Here is a 24587-nt window from a genome sequence, read left to right as displayed (position 1 = left end):
AACCTCGACAGGGACTTTCTTAGACATGAAACGCATATCCCTTACTCACCAGAAAGAAAGCGGCATGAAACCCGGGATGCTTCAGTTGTTCGGCCCGTTTAAACCACTGCTGGTGGTTGGGCTTGCTGCCCTCATGGTGTTCGGTGTGGTTCCTGCCGCATCAGCAGCAACGCCAGTGTCTGGCACTGTCGACAACATCAGCTATAGCGCCGACTCCGATGATCGCTCTGCCGGGGCAACCATCGACAGTTACGACGCGGACGCCGGAGGGCTGGATGTCTCGATCCCTGACACGGTCACGCTCAGCGGCGTCTCCTACGCTGTCACCACCATCGGAGACGATGCGTTCCGCTACAACGCCCTAACCTCGGTGACCATCGGCAACAGCGTCACCACCATCGGAACCCGTGCGTTCTACAACAATGCCCTGACCTCGGTGACCATCGGCGACAGCGTCACCACCATCGGAACCGGTGCGTTCTACCGGAACGCCCTGACCTCCGTGACCATCGGCAACAGCGTCACCACCATCGGAACCAGTGCGTTCTCCATCAACGCCCTAACCTCCGTGACCATCCCCAACAGCGTCACCACCATCGGAAACGGTGCGTTCCGCGAGAACGCCCTAACCTCCGTGACCATCGGCGACAGCGTCACCACCATCGGAAACAGTGCGTTCGACAACAACGCCCTAACCTCCGTGACCATCCCCAACAGCGTCACCACCATCGGCATCCGTACGTTCCTCAACAACAGCCTGACCTCCGTACAGTTTTTGGGTGCAGCACCGACCATGGAAAGTGCCAGCTTGGGGGTCGGCACCGACCTGTTGGTGTCGTTCTTCTCGCGCTACGGGGCGCCACCAGTTGTCGCAGGATTCACCACACCAACTTGGACCACAGACGATTACACCACCCAAGCGCTGGCCGATAACTCAACCGTGGCCTCAGGAGAGACCCCGGTGACTATGACGGTCACCGGCGGGACCCTTGATATCACCGTCTCGACAGGATCGGTCTACCTGGGTGCGGCCGTTCCGGGAGAGACCACGCCCAGCACGCCCCTAGGGGACATGGTTATCACTGATGCCCGCGCAGGCCAGTTGGGCTGGATCGCCTCCGCCGCGGTCACCGAATTCACGAGTGCAACTGTAACCGTTGATGGAAGCCCGGCCACGATCCCGGCCAGCGCCGTCGCCTACACCGCACCAACCGCCGACATGACGGGTACCGTGACGGTCACCGCCACCAGCCCCAAGTCGGTTGACTCGGCCGCAGCAGTTCAGACCGCCACCGCCGTCACCGGCAACAACACCGCGACCTGGAGCCCCACCATCGTCGTCACTGTTCCGGCCCAGGCCCTGGCCGCGACAGACTACGCAGCGACCTTCACCCACTCAGTGTCCTGAGTTTCACCACGGGATTCGGGGCGGCTGGTTTGAGCCGCCCCGAACCCCGTTGGGCACAGCGTGTCCACCCAAAAGTCATTCGCCGATCATGGAAGTTAAAACAGTTGCGTCTACTCACAGCATTCTTATGCCTGCTCTTTTTTGCCGCGGTACCAGTCCCGTCCGCGTCCGCAGCAACATTATCGGCGGACGCGGAGGCTGCTACCGGCACCTTGATAGCGGCCCCGCCTCCGGGAACCCCGGACGGATCGATCGGTATTCGCCTGGTCGACGTTCCCGTCGCCACCCAAAACGATCCCAGGGCACGCAGTTACATTGTTGACCATCTCAATCCCGGCGTGACCATTGACCGTCGCGTCGAGATCGAGAACAAGACCAGCTCCAACCAGTCCGTTCGGTTGTATGCGGGCGCCGCGCGTATCGCTCAGGGCGGCTTCAAAATCGAAGATGGTGCAGCGAAAAACGAGCTAACAACCTGGACGTCCCTCAGCCCGTCGCAGCTGGATTTGAGTCCTGGACAGCAGACCACCGCAGTGGTCACTATCAACGTTCCCCAGGACGCCCCGGAAACGGAGCAGTATGCGGTGATCTGGGCAGAAGTACGCGGCCCCGCACCGGTCAGCGGCGACCCTGCACCGGGCGGCGGCGGCGGGGTCACCGAAGTGAGCCGGGTCGGGATCCGGGTGTACCTGTCCACGGGACCAGGCAACGGGCCACCGACAGCGTTCCGTATCGATTCGATCACCGCCAGCACTGACAGTGACGGCAGCCGAGAAGTGACAGCGCAAGTGAGCAACACCGGCGGGCGGGCCCTGGACATCACCGGCGCACTTGCCCTAAGCAACGGACCCGGGGGCATTTCGGCTGGCTCTTTCCCCATCACGCGAGGCACTACCATAGCCCCAGGCACCAGCGCTGATATCGCGGTGGCCCTAGATCCGCTTCTACCCACTGGGCCCTGGAAGGCCACCCTGGACGTCACTAGCGGATTCGTCACCGTGACCGCCACCGCAGAATTGACTTTCCCCCCAGCAGGCCAAGACCAGCCTCTCAACCCGCTTTGGTTCGCTCTCGGAGGCGGCCTCCTTCTGCTCCTCATTGCAGCCCTGATTCTGTGGATACTGTGGCGAAAGAAAAGCCGCAACGACGACGAGGCTGAAGCGACGGCGTCAAGCCAGTAACGCGACTGGCCCGAACTCGCTAACAGCGTGTTCACTCCACGAGACGGGAATCACCGTGATCCCAAAAAAGGTGTCCGTAACTAAGTACTACTAGCTGAGATGCAGTTGATTTATGGGGACTGTGTATTAAACGGTATTTCTGGCATGACGGCCTAGTCTCCCGCAGTGCCACGCGTCCCACCGATCCGACAATACGGAGACGGTTCAACGCGTAACCGATTTTTTTCGTAAACGAAATGGTTCACCAAGCACCCCAAACTTGGTCATTACGGCTGTCAGCGCCGAACACTCCCCCGGTCAGCGCCGAACACTCCCCCGGTCAGCGCCGCGCACAGAATCCGCATGACGAAAACGACCGATTCAGCCGCCCCTCCCAGTCACCCTGCCAACTTCTCAGCAAACGCGGACCTCACCGAAAACCAAAACTCGGACAATAACGTAGGCGAAACCTCTGACCTCGCAATCCCCGTTTCTGGCCAGCTCCTCGGCTACGTACGGGTGAGTCGAGCCGACCAGAACCTCGATCGCCAGCAAGATGCTCTAACCGAAGCAGGTTGTAGCCGCATCTTCGCTGATGACGGAGTGTCCGGGTCGCTCTCAAGCCGTCCCGCTCTCGATGAGATGTTGGTGTTTGCTCGACCTGGCGACACCATTATGATTTCAGCCCTGGACCGACTTGGCCGTTCCACCAAAAACCTACTCACCCTCGTCGATGACCTGCGAGAACGAAAAATCAGCTTGAAGATCCTCAACCTCGGTATCGACACCGGAACGTCGGCTGGACAGCTGGTGCTCACCGTCATCGCAGCGCTCGCCGAAATGGAGAAAGCGCAATTGGTGGAACGCACCCTCGATGGCCTCGCCGCCGCTAGGAACCGCGGACGGGTAGGCGGACGCCCGGCCAGTCTCAGCCCGGCCCAAAAGCTCGAAGTCACCCGCATGCGCGAAGCCGGGCGCACCACCGGAGAAATCGCAGCGATCCTCGGCTGCTCAACGCGAACAATACGGCGCGTGCCCAGACGGTAGAGCGCTCGTCCTCGTCCCTCGTCCTCGCCCGCCTGCTCGACGCCTGCTCGATGCCCCTCAACGCCGCCAGTCTGGCCCGACTCTGCGGTTGGCCCCACCCACAAGCCCTCAGCCACCTTGATGGGCAGAGGTTTGTCGCTCCTGCTCCCATGAAGCCCGCACCCCGGCGCCTCACCCCGCCGGGCGAGCCGTCGGCGTTGCGCCGTCGGCCGGCGCCAGCCGGTGCTTACCGGCCACAACACGCTGACAGACCGTGGGCGTCGAGGGGTGGCTGCGGACGCGCTGTGGCGTGACGGTTGGCGTTGCGGTGGCGTGGAGATTGCGCTCGCCGCAGGCGGGTATGGGGGCTCTGTGACCTTGGGCTGGGTGCTACTCAGAGGCCGAAGCGCCTCGGCCTCTTGCAATGAGTTCGTCTAATTCAATATCCCCAGTGACAAACACATCAATATTCGCTAAATGCCAGTCGCTGACAGTAAGGCCCTCCATCTTCAGGCTATGGATGGACTCATTCGTGACACGGCGGCGACGGAGCTGCTCTGCCGCAGAAATCGCGGGCGCAGTATGAACAGTCGTCATTTAGATAGTCTACTTTCTCGCACTCATCCACTGCCCCACCCCAACTGGCCGTCACCGCGACGTCCTCCCCCACCCCAACAGGCTGACCCGCACGCGGGGTGGGGCTGAACTTCCCGCTGCGCGGCGCCGGCACCCAAAGGGAGTTCCCACCGCGCAAACCAGAGACCATCACGCTTGCACCCTGGCGGCGCCGAGTTGACGGCGGCGCCAGCCGCAGCAGACTGACAGCCAGCGATCAGGGGGGCGACGCGGAGGAGCTGCGGCGCCGAGAAGTGCGTGACGCGGGGCTAATCGGTGGCGCTTCGAGGACGCTCGCCGCCAGGCGGGCTGTATTGGGTTGTCGGTCGGCCAACGGTATAGACCCCGGTTTAGATCACACCCCACGCCTTAATCAGTCCCACCGACTTCAACGAGCTCAGAAAAGTCATGTCCGTTCGCCCATTGAGGACGGTGACGCTCGGATGTTTCCGGCGCCTTAGTCGCGCGGGCGTCACCGAGTCGTTCAGCAGCAGCAAAGGCCAGGCGCTTGCCCACACCTCAACAACGGGGCCCGGGGCTTCTGTTTTGTCTCTCAGAAGCTCTGCCTGCACCGCGCCGGGTAGCCTCCGAAATTCCCCAGTCCGTTTGAGTTTGGTGATCACAGAGTTTTGGGCAAGGGCTGCAATTCCGAACAGCGCATGCACCCGATCGGCCCTCTGCTGCCGGTTGGCCTCACCGACGTCACCATACGAGATTGTGTAACCGGGAATCAGTGCAGCGAGCAGCAAGTCCGGGTTGCCTGCTGTGAAGATTTCCCCGCCGGTCAGCCGCCCCTCGATCCAGTAGAGGGGTGGAAGCTGTCGTTCAGACGGGCGCACGGGAAGCTCATTGCTGTCATCGGGATTCATCACAAACGCCCTATGCGCGGCCTCACCCGCCAGTAGCATCCGCCACCAGGGGCCGGCATGACACTGCGGTAACAACCCGAAGACAAACCCGCCGCCATAAAGAGATCGGCGTTGCGGGGCATAGCGGGAGGCTTTCAGACGGCGGGGCGTTGGCGGGCGAGGGACGGAGGAGCGAGCCTAGCTTTACGCGCCGAAACATGTCCTGCCCAACATCGCGAAGTCGAGGCTGACCCGCAACTTCTTTTCCTGCGATTGGTTTTTACACCCGATCGAAGTCGGCGCGCATAGAGGCAGCATGACCGAATCTGAGCTCGAACTCTATATTGCCAAACTCGTCGCTGACGCACCGCCCCTGAGTGAGGAGCAAATTGGCATCCTGACCACCATTTTTGCGACGCAGCCACCTCTCCGCGCCGCGGCGTAGGGACCCCTGGGCTGAACCCCATCGGGCGATTGTGTTTGGGGTAGGTGAAAGCTTCCCGCCCCGCGGTTTGCGCCGCCGTTTTTATCGCCCAACCCCGATGCAGTGCAGTGTGGGCCGCAAGGATTGGGGCTGCGACCACTCGCTGTCAGTATGCTGACGCCCGCCGGCAAGGTTCTCCCCTTAGATGGCTTTTTGGGCGTTATCCTCAGGCAGCCCCAGCTCATCACAAAGTCCGTTGCGCAACCCCACGAGCTCGGCGGCCGGACGCGTGCCGACGGAGGCGCTTTCAGAGCTTTACGAGGCCGCATGCGAGACATTCCCACACGATTACGTTGCCTTCACCGGCTGGTTTCATTGGTTCTAGGCACCTAGGACAGTTCGGTGTTTCGGCATCATCCATTCAGTGATTCTACTGATCGGACACCGGATCCTAACGCTGCAAATAACGACGTGCGAGCGAACTTGTTTTCATCGCCGCATCCAACTCTTCGCTAACGGCGGCGGTGTCTCCAATCGCAAGCCCGCCAATGAGTTGTCCGCCACCTCCGGGGAGCATCGCAGCTTCGGTGGCAAACGTGCGCCGCAGTTGGTTTGCCCACTCCACAGCCGCCGGAGGGTCGGCGCGCCACTGAGGTTCATCCGAGGCAAACACCAGCACTGCCCTTCCATCGCCCGGTTCCGTAGCCGTGAGCGTCCCGGTGACCGAAAACTGAACACCAATGCCCCATTCGTGAGCCGGTGGTGCAGGGTCAGCATCGGTCATACCGAAGTAGTTGCCCTCGCGAAAGATGAGGGCGGGAGAGCTCAGAGGCACCGTCTGCCCGTTGACACCGGCAGAGGACAACTGTGCCTGAAAATACTCAGCATCAGTTCGAACCGTCGAGGTGGTTATTCCTCGCACCTCCACCTGAGTATTTCGAGCGGCAAAATCGTTCAGCGCATCCGGCTGACGGCTATCGGCGTGCATCGCAACAGAGGTCGAACACAGAGCCGCCAGGGCGCACGCAAGCGCGATGCTGGACATCAGCGAGCGCCTTGACGCCAACGCAGTCGCTGTTGCCATGCCCGCGGCAAGCCAGAGCACGACGGCGCTCATCACCGCCCACTGCGGGGTGCCAATCAACAGCACAGCGACCAACCAGGCAGCTGCTACCGGAACACTCAGTCTCAGATCAAGGCTCATACCGTGATCAGCTCGCGCAGCCCCTCGAACGTCTTGTCACCGAAACCTGAGACGTTCCGTAGGTCGTCGATTGTGGCGAATCGTCCGTTAGCCTCACGCCACGCGAGAATGCGAGCGGCCAGTGCCGGCCCAACGCGTGGCAGGGTATCGAGCGCCGCAGCATCCGCGGTGTTCAGGTTCACCCGGGAGTCGGAGGCCGCAGAATCTTCGGTCGCTTCACCCTCCACAAGCACTGCGAACTGTTCACCATCGGTCAGGAGTCGCGCGAGATTAAGCTGCTCACGGTCGGCAGTGTCAATAAACCCGCCAGCGGCAGCAATTGCGTCAATAACCCGGGCGCCATCAGCCAGTTCGAAGAGACCCGGTCGCACAACGGCACCCGTGACGTGCACGAAAATCGACGGCGAGGTGACCGCGCCATCATCCGTCAGTTCGCCCTGCTCATCTCGCCGTATCTCGACTGAACCAGAACCGTCGCTGAGCGTGCTCGCAAGCACTGCGCAGCCCAGCGCTACCAGCACAAGCACAACTGCCGCGCCAACGCGCACCCGCAACCGGGCGCGCCTGGCCTGCTCAAACTCTTCCACGCACAGAAACTACGCGGGCCACCGATCGGAAGGCGCGCGTAGTTTCGAAGTGTGCAGTTGCTTAGCCCGCTGCGGGCTGTTGGCGAGTCGCAATGTTGACGAGTCGCGGCGCACGCACGATGACCTTCACAATCTCGCGATCCCCCACGCTGCGGGTGATCACTGCCGAGGCGAGTGCCAGCGCTTCGAGCTCGGCGGCATCAATCTTGGGCGAGACCTCAAGCCGGTCGCGCACCTTGCCATCCACCTGCACGACTGCGGTCACCGACTCCTCAACGAGCAGCGATGGGTCTGCCTTGCGCCAGCCCGCAAGAGCGACGGTCGGCTCGTAACCAAGCTTCTCCCACATCTCTTCGGCCGTATGCGGGGCAAACAGGCTGAGCGCGATGGTGATCACCTCAGCAGCTTCACGCACCGCAGCATCCGCCCCACCGGCACCCGTGTCGATAACCTTGCGGGTGATGTTTACCAGGTCCATAATGCGGGCGACCAAGACATTGAACTTCAGAGACTCGGCAAGTCCTGGACCATCAGCCAAGAAGCGATGAGTGGCGCGACGGAGCGAAACATCACCCGTCTTCCACTCGATCTCAGGCGCACTCGTCACATCCCCAACAAGACGGAACGCGCGAGCCAAGAACTTGTGGGATGCGGGAGGCGACACATCCTCCCAGTTGATGTTCTCCTCGGGTGGGCCCGCAAACGCGAGCGTCAAGCGCAGCGCATCGGCACCGTGCTCGGCAATTTCGCCCGAGAAAGTCACGGCCTTGCGGCTGCGCTTCGACATCTTCTTGCCCTCAGAGAGCACCATGCCCTGATTCAGAAGTGCGCTGAAGGGTTCGGTAAAGCTCACATATCCAAGGTCAAAGAGCACCTTCGTGATGAAGCGCGAGTACAGCAGGTGCAGAATGGCGTGCTCAACACCACCGACATACTGATCGACCGGGGCCCACTTCTCGGCCTCGGCCGGATCGAAAGCCTTGTCGGGGTCATTCGGCGCCAAAAAGCGCAAAAAATACCATGAGCTGTCAACGAAGGTGTCCATCGTGTCTGCATCGCGTAGTGCCGGGCTACCATCACGCGGGTCGGTAACGTTGATCCAGTCTTCGGCGGCGGCGAGCGGCGACTTGCCCTTGGGCTTCAGATCGAGGCCCTCGGTCGACGGCAGCTCAACCGGCAGCTGGTCGAAGGGAACAGGAATCAGTTCGCCATCAGAACCGTGGATGATCGGGATGGGGGTACCCCAGAAACGCTGGCGGCTGATCAGCCAGTCGCGCAACCGGTACGTCTTGGCGGCACGCCCGGTTCCCGCGGCTTCGAGTTGCTCAACGATCTTCTTGATCGCATTGTTCTTGCTCAGGCCATCGAGCGGCCCAGAGTTGATCATGCGGCCATCACCCTGCAACGATTTTCCCGTGCCGCGCGGGTTCAGCGGAGGCAGATCATCCGGGAGGATCGCCATACCGTTTTCGTCGAGCTCGAGAACAGGAATCGCACCCGTGATTGGCGCATTCGTGTCAAGCACGACGCGAACCGGCAGGTCAAACTTAATCGCAAACTCGAGGTCACGCTGGTCATGAGCGGGAACCGCCATAACAGCGCCGTGGCCGTAGTCGGCGAGCACGTAGTCTGCTGCCCAGATCGGGATCCGCTCACCCGTGACCGGATTGATGGCAAACCGGTCAAGGGGAACACCGGTCTTCGTGCGAGTGGCGTCCTTTCGCTCAATCTCCGTCTGCTTCTGGGTCTGCTCAAGGTAATTCGTGAACGAGGCCTTCACCTCGTCGCTCGCATCGGCCACAAGTTCTGCCGCCAGATCGCCGTCGGGGGCAACCACCATGAAAGTGACGCCGTAGAGAGTGTCGGGGCGCGTTGTGAAGACCGTGACTTTCTCTTCACGACCCTCGATGACAAAGTCGACGTCGGCGCCGATCGAGCGCCCAATCCAGTTGCGCTGCATCGACAGAACCTTCGCGGGCCACGCACCCTCAAGCTGATTGAGGTCATCGAGCAGGCGATCGGCGTAGTCAGTAATCTTCAAATACCACTGGGTGAGCTTCTTCTTAACGACAATTGCGCCAGAGCGCTCTGAGGTGCCATCGGCCAGAACCTGCTCGTTGGCGAGAACCGTCTGATCTACCGGATCCCAGTTGACCCACGAGTCCTTGCGGTACGCCAGGCCCTTTTCGTACATTTTGAGGAACAGCCACTGGTTCCATTTGTAGTATTCGGGGTCGCTCGTGTGGAGTACACGATCCCAATCAAAAGAAACACCGTAAAGCTTCATGCTCTTTTTCTGCTGCGCGATGTTGTCGTAGGTCCAGCCGCGTGGGTCAATGCCGCGCTCAATCGCAGCGTTCTCTGCAGGGAGACCGAAGGAATCCCATCCGATCGGATGCAGGACGTTAAACCCACGTTGACGCCAGTAGCGTGCCGCGATATCGCCGAAAGCGTACGCCTCAGCATGACCCATGTGCAGGTCGCCCGAGGGGTACGGAAACATATCGAGAATGTACTTTCGTGGCCGCTTATCGTTGGGGTCACTGGTCGCGAACGGCTTGAGCTCTTCCCACTTTGCCTGCCACTTCGCGTGGATAGCGGCTACGTCATAGCCCGAGGCAACGTCGCGGTCGTCGTGTGCACCAGCAAAGTTGGGCTGCTCAGTCACGTAAATACTCTCAATTCGTTGCAGGGGAAGATCCAAGATTACCCAACCAGCGCACGCGACGCCGCATCACCGAGGGTGCACACCCAATACAGCGAGCATGGCGGCTGCTTTCAGCTTCACCTCGGCGAGTTCGTCAGCGGGCACAGAGAGGGCCGTGATGCCGCCCCCCGCACCGATTGTCGAGCCCCGATCATCCATAACAATCGAGCGGATGACCATCGCAAGATCGACAGCACCGTCAAGCCCCACATACCCAAAAACTCCGGAATAGACCCCCCTCGGCGAGACTTCCAGGGACTCAAGAATGCGGGTGGCTGAATGCTTGGGTGCCCCCGTCATTGACCCGGCCGGAAATAATGCGGCAATCGCATCGACAGCACTCACGTCGTCACGCAACCGCCCAACAACGGTGCTCACCAGTTGGTGAACGGTTGCATAACTCTCCAACGCAAACAATTGCGAAACCACAACCGAACCCACCTCGCACACACGACCAAGATCATTACGCATGAGATCGACAATCATGAGATTTTCGGCGCGCTCCTTCTCGCTAGCCAGCAATTCAACACGAAGGCGATCATCTTCATCGGGATCGCAGTCGCGTCGCCGGGTACCCTTAATCGGCTTCGTCTCAATGACCCCTGTCGTATCGATCGACAAAAATTGCTCCGGTGATGAACTCAACAACACCGTCTGACCCACCTGAACGAATCCACCGTGGTGGCTGGGGTTCGCGGATCGCAGAGCCAGATAGGTGGCCACCGGATCCCCCGCCGGCTCAACGCGTGCGCTCGTGGTTAGGCACAGTTGGTAGGCATCACCCTCAAAGATCGATTGCTGGCACTGCGCAATCATTTCCAAGTACTGCTCGTCACTGTCACGCCATACAGCCACGGGTGTCTTGGGTCCCACGGGTCCCTTGAGAGCGTGACAGGGTTTGGGGTGAGAAACACCCAGAGCCGCACGCGCAACCAGCGTTTCCATCTGATCACGCCACTGCTGCAGCTCGCCAGTCCAGTCGTCACCGAGCGCCACAACGCTGAGGGCCCGAGACTGGTGATCGCACACAATCATGCGGTCGATCCACAACCAGGCCGCGTTGGGGGTTGATGCGTGGCTGCGGATCGCAACATCCATCGACTCGCCCCGCAGCTCATAGCCCAGCCATCCGACCCACCCGAGGCGAAACCCGACTGGGGAATCAGAAAAGTCGATGTTTGCGGGAACGAATTCTCGTCGCATCCAGTCAAAAACCGGTTCATCAAGTTCGGTGCTGAGGACCGCGCGCGCGGATACCGCCAGGTAGCTGCGACCCTTGGATGCTGTCACTCCACTATCGAGCCACACCGCGCCTTTTGCGCCGGAGCTTTCGGCATCGACACCGTGAGTCGCCATCAGTTGCGCAAACACCGCGGCAGGGTCAGCAAAGCTCGCCAGGTCAGCAGAGAGCACGCGAGAGCGCATAACCTAAGCCTATGAGTGCAAGCGCGGTTTACCGGTGGCAGAACAGTCAACTGCGAGAAGTATCCCCTGAACTTCTCGATGCGACTCCCATCGCTGTCGCAGATTCGTGGCTTGTCGACGCAGGTAACGTGCTCGCTCTCAACCTTCATCGGCAACGCTTCGTGGATGCCGTACCGTCTGACCTGCACGAGACCGCAAACGAATTTTTCACGGCTGCAATCGCACAACTCCCTCGCGCCGGTGCCTGGTTTCCGCGCGCAGAGCTGCGCGGAGGCGAGTTTTTCCTTCAGCTACGCACCGCCCCGGAATTGCACCGCTCGGCAACCGTCATGAGTCATGCGGGAGATGATCCCCGCACTGTGCCGACCGTTAAAGGGCCTGACCTCGACGCGCTGGGTGCGCTCGTCGCCGCGGCTCGACTGCAGGGGGCCGACGATACGGTGCTGCTGACCACCGAAGGGTACGTCATTGAGGGCGCGTACAGCGCAGTGCTGTGGTGGCGGGGAGATATTCTGTGCGGCCCGCCGGCCGAATTCGATCGCGTCGATAGCGTGACCGCGCGCAGCGTGCTGACCCTCGCCCGTGCGCTCGGTCTCGATACTCACACGGAGGCGGTGACTCCGGCAGAACTCGATGGCTGCGAGGTGTGGATCGTTAATGCTCTGCACGGCATCCGCATTGTCTCTGGCTGGGTTGACGGCCCCGCGCTGGCAGAGAAGCCGAAACGGCTTGAGCAGTGGCGCACCCGCCTCAGTGCTTTAGCGCACCCTATTTAGCCAGTTTCTTCACGGTTACGATCGCTAGGCTCGGCACGTGCACCCCGTTGATCTCGCCCTGAGCGCCGAGCCGATCACTGGCGGTGCGGGCTTTGGGCAGTGGCTCAACGATGCACTGACATACATTCTTGACACCGTGCAGTCGGTGGATCCGGCACTTCGTACGGTTCTGGCCGGCGTCGCAATTATGCTGGAGACGTCGATCTTCATCGGATTGATCGTGCCGGGCGACACCGTAGTAATTGTGGCCAGTACGGCCGTCGGCAGCGTTGTCGAGGGATCGTTTCTGGTTGCCGCCGTCATTGTTGGAGCTCTCATCGGTGAGAGTGTCGGATTCGCTCTTGGCCGCTATTTTGGTCCCAAGATTCGTGAATCACGTCTCGGTGACCGTATTGGCCGGGCACATTGGGATCAGGCGGAGCGCTATCTTGCGCGCCGTGGCGGGATTGCGGTGTTCATCTCACGGTTCTTGCCTGTACTGCACTCGCTTATTCCGGTGACGGTGGGAATGAGCGCCATGCGCTACCGCACTTTTATGGCGTGGACTGTTCCCGCCACGACTATCTGGTCGATCACCTATGTGTCTGTTGGAGCCCTCGCTGCGGGTAGTTTTCGCGAACTGCTCGATAGCTTGCACTACGCGGGCTATATCTTTGTCGCAATCGTTGCCGGGTTCGCGGTGCTCGCGATTCTCGCCAAGAAGCTGTTACAACGGTCTCAGAAGCGCCACATGGAAATCCTCGAGCACGAGCACGAGCAGCCTCGCTAGCCCAGCACCGGCGCTCCACAACCAAGCGAGGGGCGGATGCACGTGCATCCGCCCCTCGCTTACTGTCCCGGCCAGTGGTGTTTGCTAGCCGAGACCGTTTTCGCTCAACCATGCGCTGGCGATATCGTCTGACGACATCTTGTCGACTGTGCTCTGCACGTTGAGCGCCACTAGGCCCTCTGGTGTGAGCTTGGCGCTGACCGCGTTGATGACGTCGGCGATCGAGTCCGCAATATCTGCGTTCACGAGCGGCACAACATTCGAGGCCAAGAACAGACCCTCGGGGTCGGTGAGGCTCACGAGGTTCTCGGTCTGGATGCGCGGATCGGCGCTGTAGACGTTGGCAATGTTGATGGTTCCCGCGGCAAGTGCATCAACCGTGGTGTCTCCTGTGGCGGTGAAACCGACCGTTGCGCCATAGACCTCTTGGAGACCGGTGGGACCGTAGGGGCGCTCTTCGAGCTCAGCGTTGCCGCCCAGCGTGAGGTCACTCACACCCGCGAGGTCGGCGAGGCTGACGAGCGAGTTTGCGGCCGCGAAGTCTGCGGTCACATTGTATGAGTCTTGGTCGGTCGCGGATGCCTGGTCGAGCACCGTGAGGCCCTCGGGCATCGCATCGGCAAGCTCTGCGTAGACCTCTTCTGATTCGGTCGCTGTGGTGTCGGGGCTGTAGAACTGGAGTAGGTTTCCCGTGTACTCGGGGAATACGTCTACTTCGCCGCTTTCGAGCGCGGGCAGGTAGGCGTCGCGTTGACCGATCTGGAATTCGCGCTCCACCTCAAAACCAGCGTTTTCGAGAGCCTGCGCATAAATTTCGGCAATGATCTCGTTGGAATAGTATGCCTGCGAGCCAACAACGATGGTCTCGCTGTTGGTGTTCTCATCACCCGATCCGGTGTCTAATGGGTCACCAGTTGCACACCCTGTGAGGGCCAATGCCGCCCCGACCACGGCTGCACCAAGTGCAAGCCGGCCTTTGTTCCTTGCTGTGAACATTTTATCCTCTTCTTTCTTGGGCAGCCTTTGCTGCCACCGCTCGTCGTCGGGGTGACGACGTGCGGACATCTTTAGCACGCCCAGCCGAGACTCCGCGGGGGATCGCGAACTGTTGGATGAGCGCAAAAATTGCGTCGAGCGTGAGCGCGAGCGCCGCGATAAGCAGGGCGCTACCCAGCATCTCGTCGTAGCGCTGGAGCGGCAGTCCGCGGAAAATATAAATTCCGAGTCCTCCCAGTCCGACATACGCTGCGAGCGTTGCGGTAGCTACGACCTGCAGAGTGGCCGCACGGAGCCCGCCGATTAGCAGAGGCAACCCGATGGGCACTTCCACCTTCCACAGAATCTGCCACTCGGTCATGCCCACCGAGCGCGCGGCGTCAATAACGCGACGATCAACCGCTTCAATTCCGGCGTAGGCGCCGGCAAGAATTGACGGGATTGCAAGCAACACAAAAGCGGTGATCGCAGCAATTTGGAGTTGCACTTGCGCGACTCCTATTAGCAGTACAAGAAATAAGATGAGCCCAAAGGACGGTAACGCGCGGGCCGCGCCCGAAAGTCCCACGGCAAAGTCACGGCCCTTACCGGTGTGGCCGATGAAAAATCCGAGGGGGACCGCAATGAGGGCGGCGATCACGACCGATATGAAGGTATAAAACAGGTGCTCTTCAAGTCTCAGAGGAATGGGGTTACTACCCACAAGCCGCTCTGGGGAGAACAACCACTGAAAGGCCTCGATCAGAAAGTTCATACCGCGGCCCCTTCCGCAGCTACTCGCAGCCGGCCAGCTTTCATCTTCTTGACTGCGGTCCACGGCATCAATAGCCGGCCGAGAAGCACAAGCGCACGGTCGATGAGTAACGCAACAATGACTGTCATCACAACGCCGGCAAAGATCTCTTCAGGAATTCGACGCTGAAATCCGTTGGTGAAGAGGTATCCAAGGCTTTCCACTCCGATCAGGATGCCGACGGTCACGAGACTCACAGTCGACACGGCAGCTACCCGCAGCCCGGCAAGAACGACAGGACCGGCGAGGGGAAAGTCCACGGTCCAGAATCGACGCCAACCACCAAAACCGACAGCGGTAGCTGATTGACGGATCGCGGGGTCGACGGAGGCCAGAGCATCCGCCACCGAGCGCGCCATGATCGCAACGGCGTAGAGCGTAAGCGCAATCGTGATGTTGAGTTCGCTCAAGAAGCTAATGCCCAAGATCGGAGGCAAAATGACGAAGAGAGCCAGCGAGGGGATTGTGTACAGCAGTCCCGCGAGGGTCAGAAGAATTCCCCGAGTGAGCTTGAAACGATAAGCGATCCAGCCGAGGGGAATAGAAATGAGAAATCCGAGAACGATCGGGGGGATGCTCAGTCGAACATGTTCAAGCGTGAGTCCCCAGATCAAATCAAGATTATTGATGATCCACGTCACTATTGCTCCGACCCGCCCACTAGCACTCCGGCTCCCCGGCCCTCACTATCGATCACAATCGTTCCCGACTCTGTCTTCTTTAATGACAGAGCGCGCTTGCCTCGGTCCGTGCCGATGAAACTTGCGACGAACTCGCTTGCGGGGTTTGCCATGATTTCGTTCGGGCTGCCGACCTGCGCGATTTTGGCACCCTTTTCGAGGATGACGACCTGATCGCCGAGAAGAAAAGCCTCGTCAATGTCGTGCGTGACGAAAACGATTGTCTTGTCGAGCTCGTGCTGGAGCCGAATAGTCTCCTGCTGGAGCTCCGCTCGCACGATCGGGTCTACTGCGCCAAAAGGCTCATCCATGAGAAGGATGTTCGGATTCGCCGCGAGTCCGCGCGCCACACCGACGCGCTGTTGTTGCCCGCCCGAGAGCTGACTTGGGTAGCGGTCGGCCAGGCTGCGACTCAGCCCCACCGTGTCGAGAAGCTCAAGGGCTTGCGCTCTCGCCTGCTTTTTTGCGACACCGTTGAGCATAGGAACAGTCGTGACGTTGTCGATGACTTTGAAGTGCGGCAGAAGCCCAGAGTTCTGCATCACATAGCCGATGCTGCGCCTTAGCGAGACCGGCTCCTTCTGCATAATGCTCTCGCCATCAATCTCGATGTCGCCACCGGTGGGATCGACCATACGGTTGATCATTCTGAGCAGTGTGGTCTTTCCACTACCGGATGATCCTACGAACACGGTGATCTTGCGTGACGGAATCACGATATCGAAATTATCAACAGCAACGGTACCGTCGCCGAAACGTTTGGTTACTGCGCGAAATTCAATCATGATTTCGGCTCATTCCTCGCGCTTCTGCGCGGATCGACACTTGCCAGCACTAATAGCTAAACAGTATTCGACGCCGCTGTCATTCCCGATCGGGCATAACTAGGCAGATTTACATGAAACCGAGATTGTTACCAGCCGATGGTCTCCGCAACAAATTTGCGAACGGCAGACGTGCTCACGCTAATAAACTCTTCGTCGCCCTGGGGGTTCGCCAGGAACGCCCGCGCAACGAGGGCGTCACTCATCTCAAGCGCAACTTCAAGGGTGAACCGCGTCGCCGCAGAATTCTCGACGCCGAAGCGAGACGATAGTGCCTCGACGATCCGCTCAGCGACAAGTGACTTGTAGGTGCGACCGTTGGGTAGTGGGCGAAGATCAAGTTGATCGCCAACTCGAAGACCGCGGAACCCGGGTTCGGTGCGGTAAGTATCGACGACAGACGAGAACGCCGTTGCCAACGCCGCACGCCAGTCTGGCTGCGAAGGATCGTTAATCGCTTCGATGATGCGCGCCATCACACGCTCAAAGTTGCGAGAGCCCAAGGCCTGCAACAGGACGATGCGATCGGGAAAGTAACGGTAAACGGTGCCGATGGAGGCTCCCGCACGCTCAGCAACCATGGCGGTAGTGAGTCGCTCTATGCCGAACTCATCAACGATGGATGCTGCTGCATCAAGCAGCGCGGTTAGTCGAGCGGTGCTCCGTGCTTGCACGGGCTCGTTGCGAAGCGAAACTGCTGGTTCAGCCACGAATTCAATGGTTGGTGTGTGAGCGTTCACGATGGCCCCTTTCTTGGTGTGTGACCAATCCTAACCTTTAGAACGCTTGTTCTACCGGGGCGAAAAGCCGATTTTGTGGTGAGCAACAAACTAGAATTGGAGTATGTGCGGTCGATTTGCCCTAGATGAGACGATCAATCGGCTGATTACCGAGTTCGTTACCGCGACGGGACGCCCGCCCGAGCAGTGGCAAGCGGACTGGCTTGCCCCGTCGGTCGTTAGGCCCACCGATCAGGTTCCCATTCTTTTCAAGACTAGGGAGGACCGCGACACCCGCAACTCCGCGCTCATTCCACGAGCGGCCCTAGCGCAGTGGTGGTTAACACCGCCGTCCTCCACCGTATTGCGGGGCAAGTACGCGACATTCAATGCACGCAGCGAGACAGTCACCCAGAAACCAACATTTCGTGATGCCGTGGCACGCCAGCGCGCGGTGCTTCCCGCAATCGGGTACTTCGAAACCCAAAAGACTGAGTCCAACGCAGTTCCCCACTTCATCACCGCTGACGGTGGCCTTCTTTTCTTCGCAGGCCTCTATTCCTGGTGGCAAGACCCGTCCTGCGAGCCGGATGATCCTCGGCGCTGGCATCTCACCACCACCATGCTCACTCAGGCTGCCACGGGAGCGCTGGCAGAGATCCACGACCGGATGCCGGTAACCATCGCCCGCGATGCCATCGACGAGTGGATCGATCCCCGTGTTCTCGGCGACGAGAGTGTTGTGCAGAACGTGGTCGCAGCATCCGCAATCCTGAGTGAACAATTACACGCGGAACCCCAACCACGGGCATGAAATAGGACCGCCAGTGCTGCCGGAGAGGTGGTGTGACCCTAGGCTGGAGAAATGGTTCGACTCGGTAAAGCACAAACTCCCGCGCAAGCAGCAGGAGAAATTTTGCACCGTGCGGCTCGCATCGAAGACACGTTCCATCGTTGGAGGGAGCGCCGCGGCCGCAAGCGTGGCCTCACTGCCACAATCATTCCGTACAGCAGTTATGGTACGACCGACTGGGCACGCGTACTCTGCCGCGTGGTACTGACGCGAGGCACAGAGGCATCAAAGAAGCGCGCCGAGAATGTTCGTGGCTGGCGCAGCTTTTTCAGTATTCCGGTCAATGACGAAGTTGTGACGGTTACGATCGGCGGCAGAGCGGTGCAGCTTACGCCGGGCCGCGGTGGCGTAATCGACAAACAGGTGGATGTCGCGCTCGAGCCGGGATGGCAGACTGCCACTCTCGACTCAGCGGGTTCCGACGCCACCATCACGCACATCTTCGTTGTCGACCCGCGCGCTACTTTCGGAATCATTTCTGACGTGGATGACACGGTGATGGTGACCGCGCTACCCCGCCCCTTGCTCGCCGCCTGGAACACTTTCGTGTTGGATGAGCACGCACGACGCCCCGTCGCTGGGATGGCCGTGCTGTACGACCGGCTCGCTCGCACCAATCCCCTCGCCCCCGTTGTTTATCTTTCTACGGGGGCTTGGAACGTTGCCCCAACGCTGACTCGCTTTCTCCGACGCAACCTTTATCCGCGCGGGGCGATGCTCCTGACGGACTGGGGTCCGACACACGATCGGTGGTTTCGGAGCGGCGCGGAACACAAACGCGAAAGCCTTCGTCGGCTCGCGTCAGAGTTTCCTCGGATCAAGTGGTTGTTGGTCGGTGACGATGGACAACACGACGAGAAGATCTACGGCGATTTTGCCACAAGTCATCCCGACAACGTCGCTGCAGTCGCGATCAGACAGCTGTCAACGAGGGAAGCGGTTCTCGCCGGTGGCCGCAGCACATCTACTGAGCGAGAACGAGAGTCGTCGATTCCCTGGCTGTACGCCTCAGATGGCGCACGGCTCGCTGTTGAACTGAGAGAGCTCGGTCTCGTCGACGATTGAGGCGCCCCTGACGCATCATTTGTAAAATTTCCTGCACGATCGGCCGGATGTGCAGAAACCGGGCCGCGGACGCTGCAATGATTGGTGCATGGCGTTACCCATCGAAGATTATGCCCTTATTGGCGACTGCCGGACAGCTGCACTCGTCGGTATCGACGGAAGCATTGACTGGCTCTGTTTCCCGAGATTCGACTCCGCATCAATGTTTGGGGCGTTACTCGGCAACGAAGACCACGGTCGCTGGCTGGTAGCCCCCAGCGCCTGCCTCGACAGTTCGGCATCCGTCACGGTAACGCGCAAGTACCGCGACAACACCTTCATTCTTGTTACCACGTGGGTAACCGACGAAGGTGAAGTTGAAGTAATCGACTTCATGCCTTTTGGCAACCGACGTGCAGACGTTGTTCGACGCATCCGCGGAGTTCGCGGCACAGTAACTATGCACACAGAACTCCTGATTCGTTTCGGCTATGCCACCGCTCTTCCCTGGTTACATCAGGCGCCGGAGGCCGGAGGTCACGCGGTGATCGCCGTTGCCGGGCCAGACGCGATTGTCGCCCGCGGAATTGAACTGCATGCCGCCGACCACAAGCACACTGGCAGTTTCTCTGTGGGCGAGGGTGAAACTCACGACCTGACGATGACCTGGTACCAGGCGCACCGCAACCCGCCTGCCGCTGTGAATGTCGACGATGTGCTCGCTCGCACCAGCGAATGGTGGACTAACTGGGCTTCGCACTGCGAACCGTCAGACGAGTACCCCGAGATCGTCAAGCGGTCCCTGTTGGTGCTGCGCGCACTGACGCATGAAGATACCGGCGGGATTGTTGCCGCCGCCACCACGAGCTTGCCCGAATGGTTTGGTGGCAGCCGAAACTGGGACTACCGCTATGTCTGGCTGCGCGATGCAGCGCTCACGCTACATGTGTTGCTCGATCACGGGTACATCGCCGAGGCAGAAGCGTGGCGTCGCTGGCTTTTGCGCGCAATCGCCGGCGACCCCGCCGATGTACAAATCATGTATGGGCTCTCGGGAGAGCGCTGGCTTGAAGAGCGCGAAATTGATTCTCTCCCCGGATATGAAGGGGCATCTCCGGTTCGAATCGGCAACGGTGCCTTCAACCAGTTCCAAGGAGACGTGTTTGGTGAAGTCATGGTTGCGCTTCAAGCAGCTCGCCGTTCTGGTGTTCACGAGAACGACTTCTCGTGGCCGCTGCAGCGCGCTCTGATGGCATTCGTTGAAGATAACTGGAACCGACCAGACCATGGCATCTGGGAGATCCGCGGGCCCGAGCGTCACTTCACTCACTCCCGTGTGATGCTGTGGGCCGCTCTAGATTGTGCAATCAACGCCGTTGAAGAGTTCGGTCTTGAGGGTCCCGTCGAAACTTGGCTTGTGATTCGCGAGGAGATTCGTAAGGAGATCGAGCGCGATGGTTGGGACGCCGAACGCGGCACCTATACCCAGTATTACGGCGGAGCTGGCGTTGACGCTTCACTGCTGCAACTCCCCCAGGTCGGCTACCTCGCCGCTGACGACCCCCGGATGCTCGGAACCGTCGCTGCCATCGAAGAGGAGCTTCTCGTTGATGGGCTGGTGCTGCGCTATCTCACAGAAACAGGCATAGACGGCCTTCCGCACGGAGAAAACCCGTTCCTCGCGTGCTCATTCTGGCTTGTCGAACAATATGCCGGATCGGGACGGGTCGAGGATGCAATCGTTCTGATGGATCGTCTCGTCGGCTTTGCCAACGATGTCGGTCTCATCAGTGAGGAGTACGACACCGTCAGTGAGCGTCAGGCTGGCAATACTCCGCAGGCGCTCAGCCACCTCGCACTAGTGCGGGCCGCCGACGCGATCTCGAAAGTAAAGACTTCGAAGTGAAACTATTGACGACGCTCACACTCGCGCGTCGCTCACCCCTGCTCCAGGTTCTGAAGACCTCGATCGCAACAGTACTCGCGTGGGTGGTCGCCAGCTTCGCTCTTCAACAACCGTTACCCATCTTCGCCGCCATCGCGGCACTGCTGGTTGTTCAGCCGAGTGTTAGCCAGTCGATTGAGAAGGGACTTGAGCGCAGTATTGGTGTCGTGGCAGGCGTGGCGATTGCGCTGGGAGCTGGCCAGCTTTTTGGCGACCAGAGCTGGGTGATCCTGAGCGTCATCATCATTTCTGTACTCGTGGCGTGGGCGCTGCGTCTAGGCCCTGGCTCGGCGAACCAGATCCCCATCAGCGCGATGCTGGTGCTCGCACTCGGCGGTCAGAACGCTGGCTATGCGGGCGAACGAATCATCGAGACCGTCATCGGCGCCCTGATCGGGCTGATCGTCAACCTGGCGATCGTGGCACCTGTATTTGTCAGCCCGGCGCGTGTCGCGGTCGCGTCACTCACCAAGCGAGTGGCTGCAGTGCTTGAATTGTTGGCTGAGTCACTGCGCACTGGGCGTACCGAAACCCAGCTACGTGCCCTACTCGATGAGGCCCGCCAGCTCCGTGACTTGCGCGACGCCGCCGCGGTGGCCCTTCGCCAGGGTGAAAACAGCCTCACTCTCAATCCCAGGAAGAGCCGCCATCACCGGATGCTGCGGCGCGAGTCAGAGCTTTTTGCGCTGTTGAGTGTGCTCGTGACACGCACCCTCGGCATGGCCAGAGCTATTCACGACCGGTACGACACAAATCTGGCATCAGACCCCACCGTCGCGTCGATCGCACAGGAACTGGAACGGGCGGCACACGATTTGCGGCTGCGCGGCCGCGCACCCGGCGAACGCGAGTCTGCGCGGCCGACGCAGGAACTGCTGATTCTCACAGCGCCGCTCACTGTGCTTAAAGCGCATCCGCAGCACTGGATCTTAATCGGCTCCCTCTTAGAAGATGTGCGCCGTGTCCACGAAGAAATCGTGGGTCATACCGACAACGGGTAGCCCAGCCCGCACGCCAAGGCTCAGAAAAGCCAGGTGAGGGAAGCGAACTCTTCGGCGGTGAGCCCAAACTGCTCGGTCGCGTGGGCCACTTCGGACCGCACTGAGGTTACCGGTGCGTCTTTGCGCACAAGAACATCAATTCCGGCCGGCGACAGTCGGGAGCGAGAGAAACGGATGACCGCAATAGTAAAGGCCTCGTTCGCGCCGGCCACCTGCCAGCGGCTGGCAAGAATCTTCAACACGCCGTGACCGCGCCACACAAATTCATCGCCACGCAGGCGGTCGGTTCCGACAATCGTTTTCGGAGTGCCATCGGTTGTCGCGTACCTGACCGTGTCCCTCAGCATCAATTCTTTCCCCTCAACCGTGTCGTAGGAGAATTCGGGGTTATGACGCTTGCCATCGAGCCACCTCGGAAAATTGCTTGCGGCCACCGTCCACGTGCCCGGCAACTGTGCGGCAAGCATCGAGGCATCAAAGACTTCATTCACCTGACCAACATAGGTCACCGCGGCTGAGAGTCCACGATGCCACGGCGGGCGAGCGTTACTCTTACGGCATGCTTCACGCTCTTCTTCGGTCTTCACATCCGGGGCCAACAACCGCGGTCTCGCTCATTGCCCTGTCGCTTTCGATCGGGATCGGCCTGGAACCGTGGAGAATTGCTGCCGTCACGCTAATGATTGTGTGCAATCAACTCTCCGTTGGACTCTCGAACGACTGGCTCGATGCGGCACGTGATGTGCAGAGCGATCGGAGCGATAAACCGATCGTCAGCGGAGATGTGTCAGCCTCAACTGTTGCGCGAGTGGCAGTGACCCTGGCGGTGATTTCCGTCGCGCTCTCACTGCTCCTGGGACCATTCGCCGCCATCGCCCATGCACTGTTCCTTGCCAGCGGTTGGCTCTATAACGTTGGGCTCAAGTCAACACCCGCGTCGGTGATCCCGTACGTTGTCGGTTTCGGTTCGCTACCGGCGATCGTGACCCTTTCTGCAGACCCACCCCAGCTCGCCACCGCCTGGGCAATCGCGGCCGGCGCGTTACTGGGGGTAGCCGCACACTTCAGCAACGTTTTACCCGATCTTGACGACGACAGCGACACGGGCGTCAGCGGCCTTCCCCACCGGCTTGGTGCACAAATCTCGGGGTTTGTCATCGCTGCAAGTCTCGTTGCCGCAGCGCTGGCAATCGTCTTTGGCCCACAGAATCCCGTTACTGCTGTGTCAATAGTTGGCCTTGCTATGACCCTCATTCTGGCGGTGACCAGTGTCGTGCTCGTGATCCGGAACACCAGGAAACGGGTGCTATTTCGCCTAACCATCGCCGCAGCGCTTATCGATGTCGTGCTGTTGCTGCTGTCGGCCCCACAACTGCGCTAAGCGGCATCCGAAGGGTTGGATTCCGTCGAGACCGGGTTGCGGATGCCCACAAGCGAGACAAAGGCTCCGATAAAGAACAGCGCTGCCGTCACGATCATGGCGCGGTGAAAATTATCCACCGTCAAGGGCCCGACCACGATTACGCCGATGAGAGCGATAGTGATGAGCCCCGCAATTCGCGAGACCGCGTTGTTGACGGCAGAACCGATCCCGGCCTGACGCGCTGAGATCGCGCCCAGGATCGCGGAGGTGAGCGGGGCCACGGTCATCGAGAGCCCCACCGAAAACAGCACGACTCCCGGCAGCACCTGAGTGAAATAGTTCACACTCTCTTGCATCGTGAGGAAGGTGAGGTAGCCAATACCACCCAGCAATGGCCCCACGGTCATGAACAGCCGTGGGCCGTAGGTGCCGCTGAGACGCCCAAAGAACGACGACAAGAGGATGATGCCAATCGACGACGGCAGGAATGCGAGGCCGGCCAGAGTGGCACTGTAGCCCGCAACCTCCTGGAGGTAGACCACCACGATGAACCCACCCAGGGCCATCGCACCGTAAATGAAGATGGTAGCAATGTTGCCCATACTGAAGTTGCGCTCCCGGAACAGCTTCAGGGGCAGCATCGGCTGGGGCGTACGCCGTTGCCAGAGAACAAAAGCCACCAGACTGAGCAATCCGACGATCAAGGGCACAAAGACAGCGGGGCTTCCCCACCCGTAGTTTCCCTGCTCAATGAGGGCAAAAACGGGACCTCCGAGACCGATGATGCCCAATACCGCTCCGAGGTAATCAATGCGGGTGTTCTTGGTGCGTTCATCTCGGTGCCCGAGCATGACCAGCATCCACAGGGTGACAGCGATTGGCAGCACGTTGATTGCAAAGACCAGCCGCCAACTGAGAAAGTCAACGAACACACCGCCGACAACCGGGCCCACGATGAATGCTGCACTCGTCCACGCCGTCCACGCACCAATCGCCTTCGCTTGGGCGGAACCACGGAATGTTGACATGATGAGAGCGAGCGAACTGGGAACCAGAAGTGCCCCAGCGGCTCCCTGAACACCGCGCAACACAATGACAAGCTCCGCCGTTGGGGCCACGGCAATTGCGAGCGAGACAACACCGAACGCCACCAATCCGATGCGCAGAATAACAATGCGCCCAAAAACATCAGACAGGGAACCAGCGAGCAGGATGAGGGAACCGAGCGTGATGAGGTACGCATCGACCACCCACTGCTGCGTACTCAGACCACCACCCAGCTCATCCCGGATAGCTGGCAGAGCAACATTGATCACTGAACCATCGAGAAACGCCACAAAGGACGCGAGAATTGCGATAATCAGAATGAGCCGTTGATCTCTAGTCACACACACAGTCAACACCCTGAGGGCCAAGGTTT

General features: G+C 60.1%; 24 protein-coding genes. 11 read left to right on the top strand and 13 right to left on the bottom strand.

All coding sequences use genetic code 11. The features are described 5' to 3' along the window. Positions 1-25 precede the first annotated feature (25 nt). From FB472_RS13305 to FB472_RS13295, 3 genes are all read left to right on the top strand, one after another. Positions 26-1408: a leucine-rich repeat domain-containing protein gene (locus FB472_RS13305; protein WP_215730450.1), complete on the top strand. Its 1383-nt coding sequence runs from the start codon at positions 26-28 to the stop codon at positions 1406-1408. Positions 1409-1512: 104 nt separating this feature from the next. Beyond that, positions 1513-2589 carry a hypothetical protein gene (locus tag FB472_RS13300; RefSeq protein ID WP_141991289.1) on the top strand — a complete coding sequence of 359 codons (1077 nt, stop codon included), beginning with the start codon at positions 1513-1515 and terminating at the stop codon, positions 2587-2589. A 342-nt stretch (positions 2590-2931) separates the two neighbouring features. Beyond that, positions 2932-3615 (top strand): recombinase family protein, encoded by a 684-nt coding sequence (locus FB472_RS13295; RefSeq protein WP_141991288.1) that lies wholly within the window; start codon positions 2932-2934, stop codon positions 3613-3615. A gap of 369 nt (positions 3616-3984) precedes the next feature. On the opposite strand, the gene FB472_RS13290 is transcribed toward FB472_RS13295, so the two are convergent. Further along, positions 3985-4191, bottom strand: coding sequence for an antitoxin VbhA family protein (locus FB472_RS13290; RefSeq protein WP_141991287.1), 207 nt, complete (start codon positions 4189-4191; stop codon positions 3985-3987). Between the two features lie 368 nt (positions 4192-4559). Continuing rightward, on the bottom strand, positions 4560-5078 hold the full coding sequence (locus FB472_RS13285) for a hypothetical protein (RefSeq protein WP_141991286.1): 519 nt from the start codon (positions 5076-5078) through the stop codon (positions 4560-4562). A gap of 295 nt (positions 5079-5373) precedes the next feature. Here FB472_RS13285 and FB472_RS14515 point away from each other — a divergent pair, with 295 nt between their 5' ends. Next, the gene (locus FB472_RS14515) at positions 5374-5502 is read left to right on the top strand and encodes a hypothetical protein (RefSeq protein ID WP_281283317.1); all 129 of its coding nucleotides are present in this window, start codon (positions 5374-5376) and stop codon (positions 5500-5502) included. Between the two features lie 430 nt (positions 5503-5932). Here the strand turns inward: FB472_RS14515 and FB472_RS13280 are convergent, their stop codons facing one another. The 4 genes from FB472_RS13280 to FB472_RS13265 all read right to left on the bottom strand — a co-directional run bounded on the left by FB472_RS13280 (position 5933) and on the right by FB472_RS13265 (position 11404). Next, entirely contained in the window at positions 5933-6685 is a 753-nt protein-coding gene (locus FB472_RS13280) for a DUF4131 domain-containing protein (protein ID WP_141991285.1), read from the bottom strand. Further along, a complete protein-coding gene (locus FB472_RS13275; protein ID WP_246078234.1) occupies positions 6682-7272 on the bottom strand; it encodes a ComEA family DNA-binding protein in 591 nt (196 codons plus the stop codon). Before FB472_RS13275 ends, FB472_RS13280 begins: the two co-directional genes overlap by 4 nt. Positions 7273-7333: 61 nt before the next feature. Beyond that, the gene (gene leuS, locus FB472_RS13270) at positions 7334-9940 is read right to left on the bottom strand and encodes a leucine--tRNA ligase (protein WP_141991284.1); all 2607 of its coding nucleotides are present in this window, start codon (positions 9938-9940) and stop codon (positions 7334-7336) included. 66 nt (positions 9941-10006) lie between these two features. Next, positions 10007-11404: an anthranilate synthase component I family protein gene (locus FB472_RS13265; RefSeq protein WP_141991283.1), complete on the bottom strand. Its 1398-nt coding sequence runs from the start codon at positions 11402-11404 to the stop codon at positions 10007-10009. 11 nt (positions 11405-11415) lie between these two features. On the opposite strand from FB472_RS13265, the gene FB472_RS13260 reads away from it, so the two are divergent. Both FB472_RS13260 and FB472_RS13255 read left to right on the top strand, forming a co-directional pair. After that, positions 11416-12180, top strand: coding sequence for an aminotransferase class IV (locus FB472_RS13260; protein ID WP_141991282.1), 765 nt, complete (start codon positions 11416-11418; stop codon positions 12178-12180). 73 nt (positions 12181-12253) lie between these two features. Next, positions 12254-12949: a DedA family protein gene (locus tag FB472_RS13255; RefSeq protein ID WP_170192125.1), complete on the top strand. Its 696-nt coding sequence runs from the start codon at positions 12254-12256 to the stop codon at positions 12947-12949. 84 nt (positions 12950-13033) lie between these two features. Here the strand turns inward: FB472_RS13255 and FB472_RS13250 are convergent, their stop codons facing one another. From FB472_RS13250 to FB472_RS13230, 5 genes are all read right to left on the bottom strand, one after another. Next, on the bottom strand, positions 13034-13945 hold the full coding sequence (locus FB472_RS13250; RefSeq protein ID WP_141991280.1) for an ABC transporter substrate-binding protein: 912 nt from the start codon (positions 13943-13945) through the stop codon (positions 13034-13036). A gap of 1 nt (position 13946) precedes the next feature. Next, entirely contained in the window at positions 13947-14699 is a 753-nt protein-coding gene (locus tag FB472_RS13245; RefSeq protein ID WP_141991279.1) for an ABC transporter permease, read from the bottom strand. Then, positions 14696-15379, bottom strand: coding sequence for an ABC transporter permease (locus tag FB472_RS13240; protein WP_021808974.1), 684 nt, complete (start codon positions 15377-15379; stop codon positions 14696-14698). The genes FB472_RS13245 and FB472_RS13240 overlap by 4 nt, the downstream gene beginning before the upstream one ends. Continuing rightward, a complete protein-coding gene (locus FB472_RS13235; protein ID WP_021808973.1) occupies positions 15379-16203 on the bottom strand; it encodes an ABC transporter ATP-binding protein in 825 nt (274 codons plus the stop codon). Before FB472_RS13235 ends, FB472_RS13240 begins: the two co-directional genes overlap by 1 nt. A gap of 128 nt (positions 16204-16331) precedes the next feature. Continuing rightward, positions 16332-16982: a TetR/AcrR family transcriptional regulator gene (locus FB472_RS13230; RefSeq protein WP_141991278.1), complete on the bottom strand. Its 651-nt coding sequence runs from the start codon at positions 16980-16982 to the stop codon at positions 16332-16334. Between the two features lie 103 nt (positions 16983-17085). Between FB472_RS13230 and FB472_RS13225 the strand changes: the two genes are divergently transcribed. From FB472_RS13225 to FB472_RS13210, 4 genes are all read left to right on the top strand, one after another. Further along, complete coding sequence (locus FB472_RS13225) at positions 17086-17775, top strand: SOS response-associated peptidase (RefSeq protein ID WP_141991277.1); 690 nt, start codon at positions 17086-17088, stop codon at positions 17773-17775. 51 nt (positions 17776-17826) lie between these two features. After that, positions 17827-18879 carry an App1 family protein phosphatidate phosphatase gene (locus tag FB472_RS13220; RefSeq protein ID WP_141991276.1) on the top strand — a complete coding sequence of 351 codons (1053 nt, stop codon included), beginning with the start codon at positions 17827-17829 and terminating at the stop codon, positions 18877-18879. Between the two features lie 88 nt (positions 18880-18967). Continuing rightward, the gene (locus FB472_RS13215; RefSeq protein WP_141991275.1) at positions 18968-20764 is read left to right on the top strand and encodes a glycoside hydrolase family 15 protein; all 1797 of its coding nucleotides are present in this window, start codon (positions 18968-18970) and stop codon (positions 20762-20764) included. Continuing rightward, positions 20761-21804, top strand: coding sequence for an FUSC family protein (locus FB472_RS13210; protein WP_141991274.1), 1044 nt, complete (start codon positions 20761-20763; stop codon positions 21802-21804). The genes FB472_RS13215 and FB472_RS13210 overlap by 4 nt, the downstream gene beginning before the upstream one ends. A gap of 20 nt (positions 21805-21824) precedes the next feature. Here FB472_RS13210 and FB472_RS13205 read toward each other — a convergent pair whose 3' ends face one another. Next, entirely contained in the window at positions 21825-22295 is a 471-nt protein-coding gene (locus tag FB472_RS13205; protein ID WP_246078233.1) for a hypothetical protein, read from the bottom strand. Between the two features lie 68 nt (positions 22296-22363). Between FB472_RS13205 and FB472_RS13200 the strand changes: the two genes are divergently transcribed. Beyond that, positions 22364-23185 (top strand): UbiA family prenyltransferase, encoded by an 822-nt coding sequence (locus tag FB472_RS13200; RefSeq protein ID WP_141991273.1) that lies wholly within the window; start codon positions 22364-22366, stop codon positions 23183-23185. Here the strand turns inward: FB472_RS13200 and FB472_RS13195 are convergent. Beyond that, the gene (locus tag FB472_RS13195) at positions 23182-24555 is read right to left on the bottom strand and encodes an MFS transporter (protein ID WP_141991272.1); all 1374 of its coding nucleotides are present in this window, start codon (positions 24553-24555) and stop codon (positions 23182-23184) included. The genes FB472_RS13200 and FB472_RS13195 overlap by 4 nt on opposite strands. Between the last annotated feature and the right edge of the window lie 32 nt (positions 24556-24587).

Source organism: Rhodoglobus vestalii (genome assembly GCF_006788895.1).
GTDB lineage: Bacteria > Actinomycetota > Actinomycetes > Actinomycetales > Microbacteriaceae > Rhodoglobus > Rhodoglobus vestalii.
This window is presented reverse-complemented; position numbering and strand designations above follow the sequence as displayed.

Bases quoted from the DNA above. Each gene is read 5' to 3' on its own strand.
- FB472_RS13305 (WP_215730450.1), top strand. From the start codon at position 26: ATGAAACGCATATCCCTTACTCACCAGAAAGAAAGCGGCATGAAACCC.
- FB472_RS13295 (WP_141991288.1), top strand. From the start codon at position 2,932: ATGACGAAAACGACCGATTCAGCCGCCCCTCCCAGTCACCCTGCCAAC.
- FB472_RS13290 (WP_141991287.1), bottom strand. From the start codon at position 4,191: ATGACGACTGTTCATACTGCGCCCGCGATTTCTGCGGCAGAGCAGCTC.
- FB472_RS13285 (WP_141991286.1), bottom strand. From the start codon at position 5,078: ATGAATCCCGATGACAGCAATGAGCTTCCCGTGCGCCCGTCTGAACGA.
- FB472_RS14515 (WP_281283317.1), top strand. From the start codon at position 5,374: ATGACCGAATCTGAGCTCGAACTCTATATTGCCAAACTCGTCGCTGAC.
- FB472_RS13280 (WP_141991285.1), bottom strand. From the start codon at position 6,685: ATGAGCCTTGATCTGAGACTGAGTGTTCCGGTAGCAGCTGCCTGGTTG.
- FB472_RS13265 (WP_141991283.1), bottom strand. From the start codon at position 11,404: ATGCGCTCTCGCGTGCTCTCTGCTGACCTGGCGAGCTTTGCTGACCCT.
- FB472_RS13260 (WP_141991282.1), top strand. From the start codon at position 11,416: ATGAGTGCAAGCGCGGTTTACCGGTGGCAGAACAGTCAACTGCGAGAA.
- FB472_RS13250 (WP_141991280.1), bottom strand. From the start codon at position 13,945: ATGTTCACAGCAAGGAACAAAGGCCGGCTTGCACTTGGTGCAGCCGTG.
- FB472_RS13245 (WP_141991279.1), bottom strand. From the start codon at position 14,699: ATGAACTTTCTGATCGAGGCCTTTCAGTGGTTGTTCTCCCCAGAGCGG.
- FB472_RS13235 (WP_021808973.1), bottom strand. From the start codon at position 16,203: ATGATTGAATTTCGCGCAGTAACCAAACGTTTCGGCGACGGTACCGTT.
- FB472_RS13225 (WP_141991277.1), top strand. From the start codon at position 17,086: ATGTGCGGTCGATTTGCCCTAGATGAGACGATCAATCGGCTGATTACC.
- FB472_RS13220 (WP_141991276.1), top strand. From the start codon at position 17,827: ATGGTTCGACTCGGTAAAGCACAAACTCCCGCGCAAGCAGCAGGAGAA.
- FB472_RS13215 (WP_141991275.1), top strand. From the start codon at position 18,968: ATGGCGTTACCCATCGAAGATTATGCCCTTATTGGCGACTGCCGGACA.
- FB472_RS13200 (WP_141991273.1), top strand. From the start codon at position 22,364: ATGCTTCACGCTCTTCTTCGGTCTTCACATCCGGGGCCAACAACCGCG.